At 34.2% G+C, this 15,121-nt stretch carries 16 protein-coding genes and 1 pseudogene; 12 read left to right on the top strand and 5 right to left on the bottom strand.

Annotation, left to right across the window (positions count from 1 at the left end; all coding sequences use genetic code 11):
- Positions 1-29: 29 nt before the first annotated feature.
- Positions 30-711, bottom strand: a pseudogene (locus EHW90_RS13850) (hypothetical protein); the annotation flags it as partial.
- Positions 712-2,235: 1,524 nt separating this feature from the next.
- Between EHW90_RS13850 and EHW90_RS13855 the strand changes: the two are divergent.
- The 9 genes from EHW90_RS13855 (at position 2,236) to EHW90_RS12155 (ending at position 10,766) form a co-directional block, all read left to right on the top strand.
- Positions 2,236-2,961: a helicase C-terminal domain-containing protein gene (locus EHW90_RS13855; protein WP_279221910.1), complete on the top strand. Its 726-nt coding sequence runs from the start codon at positions 2,236-2,238 to the stop codon at positions 2,959-2,961.
- Between the two features lie 259 nt (positions 2,962-3,220).
- Positions 3,221-3,583, top strand: a complete 363-nt coding sequence (locus EHW90_RS12120; RefSeq protein WP_330507922.1) for a PepSY domain-containing protein — start codon at positions 3,221-3,223, stop codon at positions 3,581-3,583.
- Positions 3,584-3,819: 236 nt separating this feature from the next.
- A complete protein-coding gene (locus tag EHW90_RS12125) occupies positions 3,820-4,428 on the top strand; it encodes a TetR/AcrR family transcriptional regulator (protein ID WP_009447429.1) in 609 nt (202 codons plus the stop codon).
- Positions 4,415-6,169, top strand: coding sequence for an ABC transporter ATP-binding protein (locus EHW90_RS12130; protein ID WP_124952971.1), 1,755 nt, complete (start codon positions 4,415-4,417; stop codon positions 6,167-6,169). Before EHW90_RS12125 ends, EHW90_RS12130 begins: the two co-directional genes overlap by 14 nt.
- Positions 6,153-7,874 carry an ABC transporter ATP-binding protein gene (locus EHW90_RS12135; protein ID WP_124952972.1) on the top strand — a complete coding sequence of 574 codons (1,722 nt, stop codon included), beginning with the start codon at positions 6,153-6,155 and terminating at the stop codon, positions 7,872-7,874. The genes EHW90_RS12130 and EHW90_RS12135 overlap by 17 nt, the downstream gene beginning before the upstream one ends.
- 9 nt (positions 7,875-7,883) lie before the next feature.
- Positions 7,884-8,465, top strand: coding sequence for an MptD family putative ECF transporter S component (locus EHW90_RS12140; RefSeq protein WP_009663884.1), 582 nt, complete (start codon positions 7,884-7,886; stop codon positions 8,463-8,465).
- Positions 8,465-9,157, top strand: a complete 693-nt coding sequence (locus EHW90_RS12145) for an energy-coupling factor transporter transmembrane component T family protein (protein ID WP_124952973.1) — start codon at positions 8,465-8,467, stop codon at positions 9,155-9,157. The genes EHW90_RS12140 and EHW90_RS12145 overlap by 1 nt, the downstream gene beginning before the upstream one ends.
- Positions 9,145-10,530, top strand: a complete 1,386-nt coding sequence (locus EHW90_RS12150; RefSeq protein ID WP_124952974.1) for an ABC transporter ATP-binding protein — start codon at positions 9,145-9,147, stop codon at positions 10,528-10,530. Before EHW90_RS12145 ends, EHW90_RS12150 begins: the two co-directional genes overlap by 13 nt.
- 56 nt (positions 10,531-10,586) lie before the next feature.
- Positions 10,587-10,766, top strand: coding sequence for a DUF6440 family protein (locus EHW90_RS12155; RefSeq protein ID WP_124952975.1), 180 nt, complete (start codon positions 10,587-10,589; stop codon positions 10,764-10,766).
- Positions 10,767-10,962: 196 nt separating this feature from the next.
- Here EHW90_RS12155 and EHW90_RS13655 read toward each other — a convergent pair whose 3' ends face one another.
- Both EHW90_RS13655 and EHW90_RS13660 read right to left on the bottom strand, forming a co-directional pair.
- A complete protein-coding gene (locus tag EHW90_RS13655; RefSeq protein ID WP_124953020.1) occupies positions 10,963-11,106 on the bottom strand; it encodes a transposase in 144 nt (47 codons plus the stop codon).
- Positions 11,100-11,351, bottom strand: a complete 252-nt coding sequence (locus EHW90_RS13660) for a transposase (RefSeq protein WP_124953021.1) — start codon at positions 11,349-11,351, stop codon at positions 11,100-11,102. The genes EHW90_RS13655 and EHW90_RS13660 overlap by 7 nt, the downstream gene beginning before the upstream one ends.
- Before the next feature lie 176 nt (positions 11,352-11,527).
- Here EHW90_RS13660 and EHW90_RS13665 point away from each other — a divergent pair, with 176 nt between their 5' ends.
- From EHW90_RS13665 to EHW90_RS12180, 3 genes are all read left to right on the top strand, one after another.
- A complete protein-coding gene (locus EHW90_RS13665; RefSeq protein WP_124952976.1) occupies positions 11,528-11,776 on the top strand; it encodes a recombinase family protein in 249 nt (82 codons plus the stop codon).
- Positions 11,773-11,862, top strand: a complete 90-nt coding sequence (locus tag EHW90_RS13860; protein WP_124952977.1) for a hypothetical protein — start codon at positions 11,773-11,775, stop codon at positions 11,860-11,862. The genes EHW90_RS13665 and EHW90_RS13860 overlap by 4 nt, the downstream gene beginning before the upstream one ends.
- A gap of 70 nt (positions 11,863-11,932) precedes the next feature.
- Entirely contained in the window at positions 11,933-12,829 is an 897-nt protein-coding gene (locus EHW90_RS12180; RefSeq protein WP_124952978.1) for a hypothetical protein, read from the top strand.
- A 157-nt stretch (positions 12,830-12,986) separates the two neighbouring features.
- On the opposite strand, the gene EHW90_RS12185 is transcribed toward EHW90_RS12180, so the two are convergent.
- Positions 12,987-14,012 (bottom strand): hypothetical protein, encoded by a 1,026-nt coding sequence (locus EHW90_RS12185; RefSeq protein WP_124952979.1) that lies wholly within the window; start codon positions 14,010-14,012, stop codon positions 12,987-12,989.
- Between the two features lie 12 nt (positions 14,013-14,024).
- Entirely contained in the window at positions 14,025-15,050 is a 1,026-nt protein-coding gene (locus tag EHW90_RS12190) for a hypothetical protein (protein ID WP_124952980.1), read from the bottom strand.
- Between the last annotated feature and the right edge of the window lie 71 nt (positions 15,051-15,121).

Consider the following 15,121-nt stretch of genomic DNA (forward strand, 5'->3'; position numbering starts at 1 on the left):
GGCTGTATGCCGGCTCCCTCTTGTTGACTTTAATCCTTTTTGTAAAACGGAGTCTCATACCCATCCCCCGCGAATCAGGATATCTGGCATACAGTCAGGTGTCCGGCTCATAACATCGGCTATGGCTTCCACGGATACATCCTTGCCGCATTCGATGATCAGTTCATCATGGACATGACCGCAGATGAAGCAGTGGGGGAGGTTCTTCATAGCAAAGGCCAGAAGATCCCTGCTGACATCCTACACGATATTCTCCACGAATTTTGGGCCGTAGGATTCGATGCGTTTCCATTTCTTTGTGGAGCCGACACCCATGTAGGTAACGGATTAGCCGCCTAAGGCATTCTATCCGATGCGGGGCTTCACGTAGGAGAGAAGCCTGCCGGAGGGAAGCTTTATGAAGAGCATGCCGCTCTTATACAGGAACTGGATCCTACGGACTTCTGTGTGGATGCACTGCCTGATAGCTGTTTTGACAGCTCTGTCCACATCCCACCAGTAGGCTGTGATATTCGGATTGGAAGCACGCCAGGAATCTACCAGCGGCTGCAGCTCGTCCTCTGATAAGCCCATCTCCAATACGCCTATAGATTTCAGCGCACCGACGGAGCCACCGTATCCGAGAGCCAGTTCTGCGATTTTGCCCTTCTGTCTGAGGTGGCTGTTACGACCATGCTTTTCAACTGGCACGTCGAACATCTGGGAGGTATTAAATTTATCTTCAATGATGAAGCAAAATACGTTGAGTTTAAGAAAATATGGGATAATTATCATGTTGTACTCAGAGAGACGAAGCTAGTAGACACTACCGTTATCGAGTTAAAGAATTCAGCTGAAGACGCCATGTATCGGGGTGTCAGCAGGACGGAGCGTATATCTGTTATGGATACAGGAGATTTTATAGATGATACCGGTATTAAATATCATTTGCAAGTAAATGAAAATGATATAAATTCCTATATACAGATGTCTGTTTTATTGTCAAATGCAAAGGTAGGTGATACCTGTCCGATAGACTATGTAAAGATTTGCCCCTATCTAATGTCATTTATGAGAAAATATAAGATTAAAGAACAAATTGAAAGGTACTATCGAAAAAATAAATATGAACTTGAGAGTGAAAGAGTTCAAAATCTGCTGTGGTTAAGCCGAAGTAAAATCAGTAAATATGAAGAACTCCCAAAGACAAATGCAAGACTGGAGGCTTTAAAAGAGAAAGCATTTATTAACGGCGCAGAAAAATATCTATGGATTCCACCTTCAATGCCATACTATGAGTTGCAGGGGGTATATAAAAACAGCAAAGGTTTTTCTAAAATACTTGTCTTTTCAGCATGGGAGATGGTGCCCAGAATGATAGGTGTTATGTTATCGTATGAGTCAGAAAGGCTCACAGTTGGAAAGCTTGTAAATCAAATAAAAAATAAAGATATAAAAAATACAGGCTATTTTGCAAAAGGTACGAGAAAGTACCCTTCACCAAGGCTAAGATTTAATACATCAAACGGTGAAGTAAGAGGTATGAATCTACTTACACTGATTTATCCGTCAAAAGTGCTGGCAGATATGTATTCACCTATTGAATCGCTAAATAAACATGAATCTCTGAAAGATATAGAAAAGTCTATAAGACGTAGATTAACAGGTAAACTTAGGGTATTGAAAGAAAAGTATGGATATTCTTCTAACAAGAAGGAAGATAAAAGGTGGTATTATCTTGCACCTATACTTATGGATGGATTTGATTACGCCAAAGAATGGACAGAGAATATTTTAGCGATTCGAGATAATGAGTATGAAAACTTTGATGTAGCGGATAATCCAAAAGATAAAGGAAACAAGGGGTTTAAAGCCCATATTGAAAAACTTCAAAATTACCTGAATTACCCGGAAGAAATACATCTTGGCAGAACACCTGATGACTTGGTAGAAACACTGATAAATATGGTTTTAGGCTCTCCGGCTGTTTGCATATATCGTTCAAATTTGGGAAACAGAGAAATGGCTACATCACTGGCCAAAATTTTTATAAATAATTTTAATCTTCCCGAATCCACAGCCATTATTGACCTTGCATATGGAAGGTGTAGGGATGATAATTCACATTGGCAAAATGTCCTTAAATACTGTAAAGACGGATGCTTTCAGGCTATGATTGATGAATATATTCATATGTTGAGAGAAAGTGTAGGCTCTCAAGATGATTCTGATAGAAACTCTCTCGTACATAATATAATGGTTGAATCATTAAATATACGTACAGCCACATATGCCATTGATACTTATGCGGATTTTAAGAAGCGAATTACCGGTACAAATGAAATAGGGGATGAATGTAGGATTAGATCAAGCTATGCGGTAGGATTTGGTAATGAGAGGGGAGATAATTCCAAAACTGTTATAAGAAAGGAAAATATCAGAAATGCCTTTAACTCTCCGATGCGTCCCTTTGTATTGGCTACTACATCCATAGGTCAGGAGGGACTTGATTTTCATAACTATTGCCGCATTATAATGCATTGGAATCTGCCAAGTAATCCTATAGATCTTGAACAAAGAGAAGGCAGAATAAACAGGTTTAAATGTTTGGCAATAAGACAGAATGTAGCCGATAAATACAGTATGAATACACAGTTTGTGAAAGATATATGGAAAGAACTCTTTGAAGCGGCAGTGAAAGAAAGGCAAGAGGGGCAATCCGAACTTATTCCGTTTTGGTGTTTCGGAAAGAATCAGAGTATAAAAATTGAAAGACTTGTGCCGATGTATCCTTTGAGTAAGGATGAATTAAATTATGAGAGATTGATTAAAATTCTTTCTTTATACAGATTGACTTTGGGGCAGTCAAGACAGGAAGAGCTTTTAGAGTATTTATTTAAAGAGTTTAGGGATACAAGTGAACTGAAAAAATTATTTATAGATTTGAGCCCGTTTTCTAAGAAGAAGAACTTACCTGATTAAACCTTCGTTACAGTTATAGTTTTATAAAAGCTATGATATTAAAAAAAATAAAAAAATTTAAAAACAATGCAATAAAATGAAGTCCTCGTGCATTAATATAGTGAAAGGGTAAATAAGAGAACTTAAAAAAGACAGTATTATCCATATAAACGTCGACGGTGGATGATAAATCTATTAAGAACTTACGACCTTTTGAAAAAACGCTTGTAATAACAGATTGGTAAAATTATTTTCACTGTACACGGAAAGGATGGAAAATATGAAAAAGTTTAATAAATTAGGTAAGAGTTTAATAGGTGCGGCTAAAGTAACTTGCATGTTATTTGCAGCAGGAATGACAGGTGTTCCGTATTATGGAAGCAGCTTTGTTGCCAAGTCAAAAGTATCCAAATCATATAAAGCAACAAAGAAAATAACAGCTGATGAGGCTAAAAGAATCGCACTTGCACACGCAAAGTTAGCGGAAAAGGACGTGACTTTTGTTAAAGTGGAGCTTGAGCTTGAGGATAATAACAGATATGAGTATGATGTTGATTTTTACAGCGGAAATGTAGAATATGATTATGAGATAGATGCAGTGAGCGGAGATATAATTTCAAGTAGCGTAGAGGTAGATGATTAATAGAGATATATACTTACAGTCAGTCCGGGGTGAATCCCCGGGCTGATTTTTTATGTATAACAGTAAGTCGGGCTAAGTTTAAATTACTTCAAAGTAAATTGAAGTTTGTTTGAAGTGATATTGAAGTTGACTTTGAAGTAACTGTGAAGTAGTTCAAATACCCACTTGTTAGCAAAACCTAACTATGATATAATAATTTTACCGACGATAACGTCGGTAAAGAGGAGGTATACAATATGGCTGCTGCGAAGAGGCTTAGTGAGGCTGAAAGAAAAAAAGAAATTATGGATTCAGCCGCAAAAGTAATTGCCGCAAAGGGTTTAGGAAAGGCAACTATGGAAGACATCATCGCGGGAACAACTTTATCAAAAGGAGGAGTGTATCACTACTATGGGAACGTAACAGAAATCTTTAAAGACATTATGATAAGCGGGATCGATTACAGAAACAATATCATTAAGGAACATTTGGTTGAATGTGAAAAGGGTGGTGAGAGTAAGTTTATGGCAAAACAGTTGGTTGATAAAGTCATAGACAACAATCCTTTAACGCCTCTTTATGTTGAGTTTTTGATAGAGAAAAAAAGAAATCCCGAACTGAATAATATTATGGAAGAGCTTCAAGAACAGACAAAGGAAAGATTTAAAGCGATATGGAATTATGACTCAGGATGGTTGTTTGATCCTCAAATTTTTCAGTTTGTTACCGATTTTATGAATGCTCTGATAATGGCTTCTGATGTACTGGATGCAAGAGAAAATTTCAAAAAGAACAGGCAGCATTTGGAAGCAATATTTACTTACTTATTTGAACAAGTAAAGGAGAAAACTGATGGGAGTTTATAAGAAATTATTCAGATATGTGCCGAATGAAAAATATATCGGATATATGACAATCATAGTATCAAGTATTTCGGCATTCCTGGTGGTTTATGGGTATTATTATATATTTCTACTTCTAAAAGAAGCGGTAGTAAAGGGAAATTATGAAAATGCAGGATATTATTCTACAAGGATAGTTATATGTTTAACTATAAGTGCGGTAATGTATTTGGTATCCGGCATTGTTTCACATAAGCTGGCATTCAGACTTGAAACAAACTTACGAAAAAGAGGAATTGAAGGACTTACAGATGCAAGCTTTCGATTTTTCGATCTGCATTCCTCAGGATATATAAGAAAAACTATAGATGACAATGCGGCAAAAACACATATGGCGGTAGCTCATATGTTGCCGGATAATTCACAGGCATTTTTGGTACCGATTTTTGCATTTATACTGGCATTTGCCATAAGTCTTAGAGTCGGAATCGTTATTATAGTTTTATCTGTTGTAAGCGGACTTATATTGATGGGAATGATGGGCAATAAAGATTTTATGAAGCTTTATCAGACTTCACTTGACAAACTGAGTTCTGAAACTGTGGAGTATATCAGAGGCATACAGGTAATAAAGATATTCGGTTCAAAACTTAGATCTTTTAAGGCATTGCATGATTCTATTATGGAGTATTCAAAATATGCTTATGATTATTCTCTGTCTTGTAAAACACCCTATGTCATATATCAGCTGATATTTTTAGGATTGATTGCCATTATCAGCATTCCGCTCAGCTTCTTTTTGACTGATATAAAAGATCCTAAATTTATGGCTGTGGAGCTTATTATGATCTTTTTCTTAAGCGGTGTAATAATGGTCTCTTTTATGAAAATAATGTGGGCAAGCATGAATATCTATAATGCAAATTTTGCCATTGACAGTTTGGAAGAATTATATGAAAAGATGCAGGAGGATAAACTCACATATGGAAACAGAGATCATTTTGACAATTTCAATATTGAATTTGAAAATGTGAGCTTTTCATATGGGGATAAAAAGGTTCTGGAAAACTTATCATTTTCATTAGAAGAGAAAAAAACTTATGCCTTAGTAGGGCATTCAGGTTCAGGAAAGTCAACTATTGCAAAGCTTTTGTCAGGATTTTATAAGGTTGATAAGGGGGCAATAAAAATAGGTGGATATCCTCTTTCGGAATATACAAAGGAGGCAATCATAAGGAATATCTCGTTTGTATTCCAAGACAGCAAACTGTTTAAAAAATCAATATATGATAATGTAGCATTGGCTGATGAAAATGCAGGTAGAGATAAAGTAATGAAGGCTCTCAGTCTTGCAGGTTGTGATGAAATTATTGAAAAGTTTAAAGACAGGGAAAATACAATTATAGGTTCAAAGGGGGTGTATCTTTCAGGAGGTGAAAAGCAAAGAATCGCTATTGCAAGGGCTATTTTGAAAAATTCACCTATTGTTATTATGGATGAAGCGAGTGCGGCAATTGATGCAGATAATGAATATGAATTACAAAAAGCATTTAAAAATTTAATGCAGGATAAGACTGTTATAATGATTGCCCATAGGATTACAAGTATCAGAAATGTAGATGAAATAATAGTTTTGGAAAAGGGAAATATAATAGAGCGAGGAGATAATGATTCATTAGTAAAAACCGGAGGGTTATACAGTAGACTCCTCGGTCTTTACGAAACTGCAAATGATTGGAGGGTGTCAAATGAAAAACTACTATAAGAAAAGATATGCTCTCTCAGAACAGGGTGCAAAAAATCTTAAAAAAGCAACGATATATTGTTTTTTGACATATTGTATAAACCTTGGTCCGATGTTTATTTTAATGGGACTTATTAATCAGTTGGTCTTGGGAAATGTATCAAGCACCTTGCAGTATATTGTTATGGCAATACTTACTCTTGTTTTTATGTATATTTTATTATCAGAAGAATATGTAAGCCTTTATAATTCCACCTATAAAGAATCGGCAAATTTGAGAAAGGGAATAGCAGAGAATCTGGCACAGCTTCCGCTGGCTTATTTTTCAAAGCACGATCTCTCCGACCTTTCACAAACGATAATGTCTGATGTGGAAAGGGTAGAGCATTCTATGAGCCATTCTATACCAAAGGTTGTGGCTATGTGGTTATTCTTTCCTCTGATGGGACTTATTATGCTTATTGGAAACTGGAAGCTTGGACTTGCAGCAATTATTCCCACTCTTTTAAGCTTTATGATCAATCCTTTGGCAAAACAAAAGGAAGTTTCAGAGTACAGCAGATACTTTAATGTGCTAAGAGATAATTCAGAGCTTTTTCAAGAAACAATAGAGTTACAACAGGAGATAAGCAGCTTTAATCAAGCCGACAAGGTGAAGAAAAACCTGTATAAAAAGATGGAGGAGAGCGAGAGGATTCATCTTAATGTAGAGATAGTTCCAATGCTGGCGGTAGGTATATCTTCATCTCTCTCATATATAAGCCTTGCAGTAGTATTGGCTGTCGGAATACAGTTACTTATTCACAATGAGATCAGCCTCTTATATCTGATAGGATACCTGATAGGAGCAATAAAGGTTAAAGAACTTTTTGATGTTTCAAGGGAAGGAATGACCGAAATGTCCTATATTGAACCTGCAATTGTAAGAATAAAGGAGATAAAAAATGCAGCGCTTCAAGAGGGTAAAGATACAGACCTTTCAAGCTACGATATAGAATTTAAAAACGTTTCTTTTGCTTATAATAAAGATGCAAAGGTATTAAAAGATGTGAGTTTTACGGCAAAGCAGGGTGAGGTTACAGCTTTGGTAGGTATATCGGGTTCCGGTAAAACTTCCGTACTAAGACTTATATCAAGGCTGTATGACTATGATACCGGAAGTATCTTAATAGACGGAAAGGATATCAAAAATATATCTACAGAATCATTGTTTAAGAATGTCTCAATAGTATTTCAGGATGTGACTTTGTTTAATACAAGCATTATGGAAAATATTCGTTTGGGCAGAGAGAGTGCAACAGATGAGGAAGTAAAGGAAGCGGCCAGACTTGCAAACTGTATGGATTTTATCGAAAAATTGCCGGATGGATTTAATACTCTGATTGGAGAAAACGGTGCTGAATTATCAGGTGGAGAAAGACAGAGAATTTCTATTGCAAGAGCATTTCTAAAGGATGCACCTGTTTTGATATTGGATGAGATATCGGCAAGCCTTGATGTGGACAATGAAAAGAAGATACAGGACAGTTTAAATAAGCTTATTAAGGACAAAACGGTTATTATTATCTCTCACAGATTAAAATCAATAGAAAATGTGAATAAGATTGTGGTAATAGATGAGGGAGTTGTTGAGACATCAGGAAATCATGATGAGCTTATAAAAGATTCAAAGGTATATAAAAACTTGATTGAAAAGACAAAATTAGCGGAAGCATTTAATTATTAGGGGGAAGATATGAAAGAGAAAAAGCTGAAAATAAAGGATCTGGTGACTATAGGTGTATTTGCTGTTATATATTTTGTAGTTACTTTTGCCGTTGGAATGATTGGAGTTATTCCGATTTTATTCCTGATATATCCTACAATACTGGGAATTGTTAGCGGAACTGTTGTTATGTTATTTATGGCTAAAGTACAAAAACCTTGGGCATTGTTTATTTTCGGAATGCTGTCACCTCTTATTATGCTTGTGGGAGGCCATACCTATGTAATTTTACTTCATGCATTTGCAGTAATGATTATAGCCGAGTTGATAAGAAGAATCGGTCATTATAATTCATTTAAATACAATATGCTTTCATTCGCAATATTTAATACCTGGATCTGCGGTTCACTTATGCAAATGTTATGGGCAAGGGAGAAATACATTGAGTTATCTATGATGATGGGCAAGGAGTATGTAGATATTTTGATAAAACTTATTACCTATCAGCATATGGCTTTGGTTTATCTTGGCGCTATAATCGGAGGACTTATAGGAGCAAATATTGGAAGAATATTACTGAAAAAGCATTTTATAAAGGCAGGTATAGTTTGATGTATTACATCAAAGATAACAGATTAAATCCGAATCCTATAACCAAGTTTTTTGTCGTAGTGTTACTGGGGTTTACAGGAGTACATTCTATAAATCACTATTCAGAATGGGCAGTAGTAATTGTAATTTCCGCTATGTATTTTATAAACGGATTTAAAAAAGATGCAATAAAAAATATACTTTGGTTTGGTGTGCTGTTTTTCGTACCTGATTTCAGTGCTTTGGAAAAGTTTCCTATTTTTATACTGATGATGCTTTCATTGTTTGCTCTATGCCGTATGTTTTATCTTCCTTTTGCGGCAGGTAAATTTATGATCAAGACTTCTGATGTCGGAAGCATTATTTCATCAATGGATGCCATAAAAATACCTAAGGAGGTTTCCATTCCTATTGCGGTGATGTTCAGATTCTTTCCGTCTTTTGTAGAGGAGAAAAACAGTATTAAAATGGCAATGAGAATAAGAGGAATAGAAACAAAAAATCCTGTTAAATATCTAGAGTATGTAGCAGTTCCGCTGCTTATTATTTCATCAAATATTGCTGACGATATTTCAAAGGCTGCAGAAACAAAATGTATTGCCAATCCTATAAAGAAAACAAGGTATGTAAGCGTAAGAATACATTTGATTGATTTTATTTATGCCGTAACAATCAGTGTTATAGTAGCAGGAGGCATTATATGCTCACATTAGAAAACTTATCACTGTTTTATGGACAGGACAAAAAGATTCTTGACTGTATAAACTTAAATGTGGCAGACGGTGAATGTATATTGCTTACCGGAGAGAGCGGAAGCGGAAAATCTTCTATTATAAATTCTATAAATGGACTTGCCTTTGAATATGAGAATGCTAAATTTAGCGGCAACATAAAGGTTGACAATAAAGATTTAAAGGGAATGGAGCTTTATGAAATATCACTGATGATATCCAGCGTTTTCCAAAACCCAAAGACACATTTTTTCAATGTGGATACAACACTTGAGCTTTTATTTTATCTTGAAAACATAGGCCTTGATAGAAAAGAAATGGAAAGTCGTATGGAAGATATGCTAAGGCTCTTTCCTATAAAGCATTTGCTCGGACGTAGCATATTTGATCTTTCAGGTGGCGAAAAGCAGATACTTTGTGTGGCTGCATGCTATATTTCAGGTTGTAAGATAATAGTACTTGATGAACCTTCATCAAATCTGGATGATAGATATATTGATATATTAAAAGAAATGTTGCAGATACTAAAGAATAAGGGAATTACACTTATCATTGCAGAGCATAGAATCTATTATTTGACGGATTTGGCAGATCGAATTATTCTTGTCAGAAAGGGAGAGCTTTTTAAGGAGCTTACAAAAGATGAACTTTTAAACTCTGAAAGACAACTTGGACTTCGCTCTGCGATAAAAACAGTATTGAAAGCTCAAAATAAGTCGGTTGGAAATGATTTGACTGTTAAAAAACTTGAGTACAAATTTAAAGACGGTTTCAAACTAAAGATAGAAGATATTTCATTTGGTCTTGGAAATATTTACGGTATTACCGGAAAAAACGGATGCGGTAAATCTACATTTATAAGAGTAATGACAGGCCTTGATGATAAGGGAAAGAGTGAGATAATATTTAACGGGAAAACTCTGAACAAAAAAGACAGACTGAAAAATTCATCATTGGTTATGCAGGATGTAAATCATCAGCTTTTCACAGATTCTGTAGAGGAGGAAATAAAACTTGGGGTTAAGGATTTGTCACAGGATAGATTAGATAAGGTCCTATATGGTCTTGAGCTTACAGAATTAAAGGACAGACATCCTATGAGCCTTTCAGGTGGACAAAAACAAAGAGTAGCCATTGCTTCAGTTCTATGTAAAAACTCAAGATTTATATTTTTTGATGAGCCCACAAGCGGTATGGATTATAAGAATATGATAAGAATTTCAAAGCTGATAAAGGAGATGAGTACTAAAGATAATATTATATTTATTGTTTCCCACGATATTGAATTTTTAAATGAAACCGCAGACAGTATACTTTGCCTTGAGGAATTTACGACCCCGGCATCCAAAAAGTAAATGATTAGAATCATTTATTATATGATATAATTAAAGAAAACATCGGAGGATACTTTATGGATCGTTTCAAGAAAGTTTACAGACAGGGAGTAATTGATATACTTGAAGTATGGGTTGATACGGAGACAGGTGTAAACTATTTGTTTAAAACAAACGGATACGCAGGAGGTCTGACAGCTTTACTTGATAAAGACGGAAATCCTGTAATCACATACAATGGTAAAGAAGAATTATAAATAAAAACTGTAGCGGAAGGGTAGCTTCTACTACAGTTTTTTATGGGTTCTTTGTCAAATGTTGGGGTGGGTTGATTTTCAACCCACTCTTTTTATGATTTTTCATGGTTTTATATTACTAATATAAGGGATGTGCTATATACATAGTGATTTGATATTTTTTTGTACAACAAATAAACCTCGTCCCCAGTTCTTTTTAAGCCATTGCCATTAAAATTCTATTCCTAAAGTATTTAAAGTTTAGTACACCATAAGAGATTCTTTTAAGTACTTTTATCTTATTATTAAAGTCTTCTGTTGGACCATTGGAGATATGCCTGTATTCAAGAGCATTTAAGATAACGGATAGTTATTTCTGAATGCTGTTATTGCCGCTTTAAATTCTTTAATACTGGAACTTTCTACCTCAAGTAGCCATTCTCTTAATAATTGTCTTTGCTTAGCATAAGAGTTCTCTTCAAGCATATCAACGAATAATTCTTTGATAAAATGTGCCTTTCTTAGATCTTCTGAGTATTCTAACATTAATTCAAGGGCAGATTTGCTATCATCAGGTAGTTTGGAGTAAGCCTTATTTTTTATGATAAAAAGTTATTGAATGGGAACATATACATAGATGAGAGTTGACACTAGGGAATGGATAACAAGAAAAAATGCACCCACTTGCACCCAACTAAAGATTTGATAATTGCAAAATAGCCTAATTAACATTATAATATAACTAAGAAATAAGTGTACTAAAATACTAGTGGAGAATCTCTATGAACGGAATAAGAGATATGGCTGAAAATGTAACTGTAATACAGAAGCAGAGAGTTATAAAAGATTATGCTGTGGGGATATATGCTCGTGTAAGTACAAGCCATAAAGCCCAAATGGATAGTTTATCTGTACAAATATCGGGATTGACTAGACTAGCGGCTGCACATAGAACATGGTTTATAGCGGATTTTTTTATTGATGTTGCATCTGCTAAGACAGGATCAAAAGATCAGAATTTAATAGAATGATAAATGAGTGCGAGCATGGGAATTTAGATATTATTCTTACTAAAAGTCTTAGCCGTTTTGGACGTGATGCTAAAGAAGGCTTATAAGCGATTAGAAGAATTCATGAAAGTTGTATATTAAAAATAAAAATTTATAATTTATTTTGGGGGAATTGGAATGTTTGATTATAAAGATTGGCAAGAAGAGATATTATATTATCTTGACCAGGAAACTGGAACGGATGGTATCATTTATGGAAACTATGTTGAATGGGATAGATTTAGAAAAGATTATGAAGAAGAATTATTAGCCGAAGCAGGTATTGAACTACCCTGGGGAAAGATTTTATCAATACAAGAGTACAATGATTTATTATCAGAATTATCTAATCTTGGTATTAAAAGTGTAGAATATTTAAATGAAATATTAGATTCAGAAGTTAAATTTATTGATAGAGATAATAAAATTGCAGATATTATTGTATCTGAGTGCCTTGATTTGTACGGTGTTCCCGGTGGGACAGAATATGAGCAAGAACTTCCAACAGAGTTAACTTATTGGAATAATATGTCGGATAGTTCAGAAAGTGAGTTGTTAGAATATATAAATTATCCAATAGAAGTTAACTCATTTGATAAAAAAATTAATAATATATTTAGTAAAATTGAAGCCACATCCGATGAATTGACTAAAAAGTCCTTGCTATTAGCAGCATTTAGTATTACAGAAAGTATGTTTAAAAGTGCAATTGTTAATAAAATTCCCCAAGAAAATAACATTTCTGATTTTTCTAAAAAAATATTAGCAGTTGAGATTGATAAAAAATTGAGAGGAAATATCGAGATTAAAAATCAATTGTTCAAAGAATTATGTAATACATCTGCTCCACAACAAAATTGGATAAATGTGAGGAATTCATTAGCTCATGATATTGAAAGTTCTTCAATTAGAAACGAACAGATTACTTACTTAAATCTTAAGACTAAAAAAGAGGAAACATACTTGTTGTCAGAGTTAAAAAATAGTTTGATAGATTTTTTTTATAATATAAAAAATATAATAGCTCAAAATTAATGTTTATATTTTTAAATTAGCCCTTAATATTGCAGTAGATTAGTTTTATTCTGCTGTTACAAATTTAAACGGAAATTATGAAGAGGTAGAAATTGATATGATCCTCCTAAAGTAGACAAGGCAAATAACCAAATCTACTTTAGGAGGATTTTTATGTCTATTCCCATATTGTATGCTGTGCTCTTACACTATATTTATCAGGTTTATAAAGTGAATCGAAATCAGCTTCCACACTGTATCTTTTCCATATAACATAGTCGGAAGTCTGAATTTTAAGTGTAAATGAAATATCATTCTTTATTTCTTCATATTCAATCGGATGTAGTGAAAAAATATCCGTCAAATCTCTTTCTCTAAAGTCATCTATACTCAGTTTAGACAGGTCGGTATTATTAAATTTAACTTCTGATAAAGCTTCACTGTCTGCCGGAATCCTGTAATAAGTTATTGTACAGTTTTTTAGTTTATCGCTATCTTTTAATGTAGGAGTAACACTTACAAAACCGTAGGATTTATCATCACGAAATATTTCCAAAAGTTCACCATAATAAAAGTGGTCATTACGATTGTTTACTATTTCGCTGTCTGCAGACTTTTCTAAGAAGTAAAAGCCGTCAGACAAAAGAGTGGATGCCTTTGTTTCGCCGACAATTATATTGCTTTTATCTATTTGTACTACGACCGGCTTTTCGGGAAAACCTATCATAGATACAAAGAGAGTAAGAGTAAAAAGTGAAATAAACAGTCCGGCTATAACAGCATTTGAAGCTGAGTAGAGTCGAAATATTTTATTTTTATGATTGCTTATAAGTCCTAAGATAAGCTGAAAGAGATGATAAATTATCAAGCTTATTACTGCAAGTCCAAGCTGAAATTTTAAACATCTATAAAGTGACAAGGTAAAATTATTTGTCATGTAAAACATAATGCCTATGCAGGAGATATTTGCCAAAACATACACGAAGAAAAATAATAATGCAGCTTTCAGCGCAGCAGATTCGGTAATATCATCATAGTCTATATGTATTCTACCTTGAAAGCCCTGTCCGATATTGTACATCCATTTTGGAACTTCCTTTCCGGTAGTTACTGCAATTACCAGCCTTAAAAACATATATATTGTTAACATAAAGCATAGTAAAACCAAAAGACCAAAAATTAATGCAAATATAGTAAATCCCATTTTATTCCTCCATTATTCCCAAATTGTATGCTGTGTCCTGACACCATAATGGTGTACTGAGTTATTTTCAAAAAAATCCGCCTCAATGCTATAACTTTTCCACAGTGAGTACCCTACAGTTTGCAGTTTTAAGGTATACAAAGGACTGCGTTTATACTGATTATAATTATAAGGCTTTAGTGAAAAGATATCAGCCAAATCTCTGTCTTCAAAATCTTGAATACTTAATCCTGATAGAGCTGTGTCATTAAATTTTACCTGAGATAAAACCTCGCTGTCACCGGGTACCTCATAATATGTTATGGTACAGTTTTCGAGTTTATCAGAATTTTTAAATGTAGGAGTAATACTCATAAATCCATAAGATTTTTCGTCACGAAGTAATTCTACAAGTTCACCATAGTGAAGTTGGCTGTTTCGTTTATTTACAATTTCACTGCCTGCATCTTTACTGTAAAAGGTAAAGCCGTCTGCTAAAAGAGAGGAGGCTTTTGTTTCGCCTATTACCACAGTGCTGTTATCTATTTGTATATTTACAGGTCTTTCAGGAAGTCCCACTCTAAGCATCCATAGAGTATATACAAGTGCGGTAACAAATATCCCGGCCATTACAGCGTTTGTCGGTGAGTAGAGTGGCCTGTAAATTCCCAATATATGAGATACAAAAAATAAAATCAGTTTTACTATAAAGTAGAATAACATTGCTATCAAAACAACTACTGCCTGCAAGCCTACACATATATAAAATGATTTCTTGGAATTTTGTGTTTGATAATACATTACAAAATAGAAAAAAATATTGGCTAAAATAAAACAAAGGATAAAAAAATTGGTATCCCACAATGCTGCAGGTTCTGTAAAATCCTCGTAATTGATATTGATTTTACTTTTAAATCCTTGCCCAATCTTGTACATCCAATTTGGAACTTCAGTATTTGTTCTCACAGCTATTACAAGTTTTACATACATATAAACTGTAAACATAAGAAGCACCAATATAAGAATACCGAGCGCTATTGAAACTATAAAAAAGGCCATTGTAGCTCCCCTTTTCAAATTAAAAGTTGTATACTTATATTATATCATTTTGTTGTAAAATTTACGATATT

It is taken from the genome of Lachnoanaerobaculum orale (genome assembly GCF_003862485.1).
GTDB classification, from domain to species: Bacteria; Bacillota; Clostridia; order Lachnospirales; family Lachnospiraceae; genus Lachnoanaerobaculum; species Lachnoanaerobaculum orale.

Bases quoted from the DNA above. Each gene is read 5' to 3' on its own strand.
- EHW90_RS12140 (WP_009663884.1), top strand. From the start codon at position 7,884: ATGAAAGAGAAAAAGCTGAAAATAAAGGATCTGGTGACTATAGGTGTA.
- EHW90_RS12185 (WP_124952979.1), bottom strand. From the start codon at position 14,012: ATGGGATTTACTATATTTGCATTAATTTTTGGTCTTTTGGTTTTACTA.
- EHW90_RS13855 (WP_279221910.1), top strand. From the start codon at position 2,236: ATGGTTGAATCATTAAATATACGTACAGCCACATATGCCATTGATACT.
- EHW90_RS12155 (WP_124952975.1), top strand. From the start codon at position 10,587: ATGGATCGTTTCAAGAAAGTTTACAGACAGGGAGTAATTGATATACTT.
- EHW90_RS12150 (WP_124952974.1), top strand. From the start codon at position 9,145: ATGCTCACATTAGAAAACTTATCACTGTTTTATGGACAGGACAAAAAG.
- EHW90_RS12125 (WP_009447429.1), top strand. From the start codon at position 3,820: ATGGCTGCTGCGAAGAGGCTTAGTGAGGCTGAAAGAAAAAAAGAAATT.
- EHW90_RS12135 (WP_124952972.1), top strand. From the start codon at position 6,153: ATGAAAAACTACTATAAGAAAAGATATGCTCTCTCAGAACAGGGTGCA.
- EHW90_RS12145 (WP_124952973.1), top strand. From the start codon at position 8,465: ATGTATTACATCAAAGATAACAGATTAAATCCGAATCCTATAACCAAG.
- EHW90_RS12190 (WP_124952980.1), bottom strand. From the start codon at position 15,050: ATGGCCTTTTTTATAGTTTCAATAGCGCTCGGTATTCTTATATTGGTG.
- EHW90_RS12180 (WP_124952978.1), top strand. From the start codon at position 11,933: ATGTTTGATTATAAAGATTGGCAAGAAGAGATATTATATTATCTTGAC.
- EHW90_RS13665 (WP_124952976.1), top strand. From the start codon at position 11,528: ATGAACGGAATAAGAGATATGGCTGAAAATGTAACTGTAATACAGAAG.
- EHW90_RS13860 (WP_124952977.1), top strand. From the start codon at position 11,773: ATGATAAATGAGTGCGAGCATGGGAATTTAGATATTATTCTTACTAAA.
- EHW90_RS12130 (WP_124952971.1), top strand. From the start codon at position 4,415: ATGGGAGTTTATAAGAAATTATTCAGATATGTGCCGAATGAAAAATAT.
- EHW90_RS12120 (WP_330507922.1), top strand. From the start codon at position 3,221: ATGAAAAAGTTTAATAAATTAGGTAAGAGTTTAATAGGTGCGGCTAAA.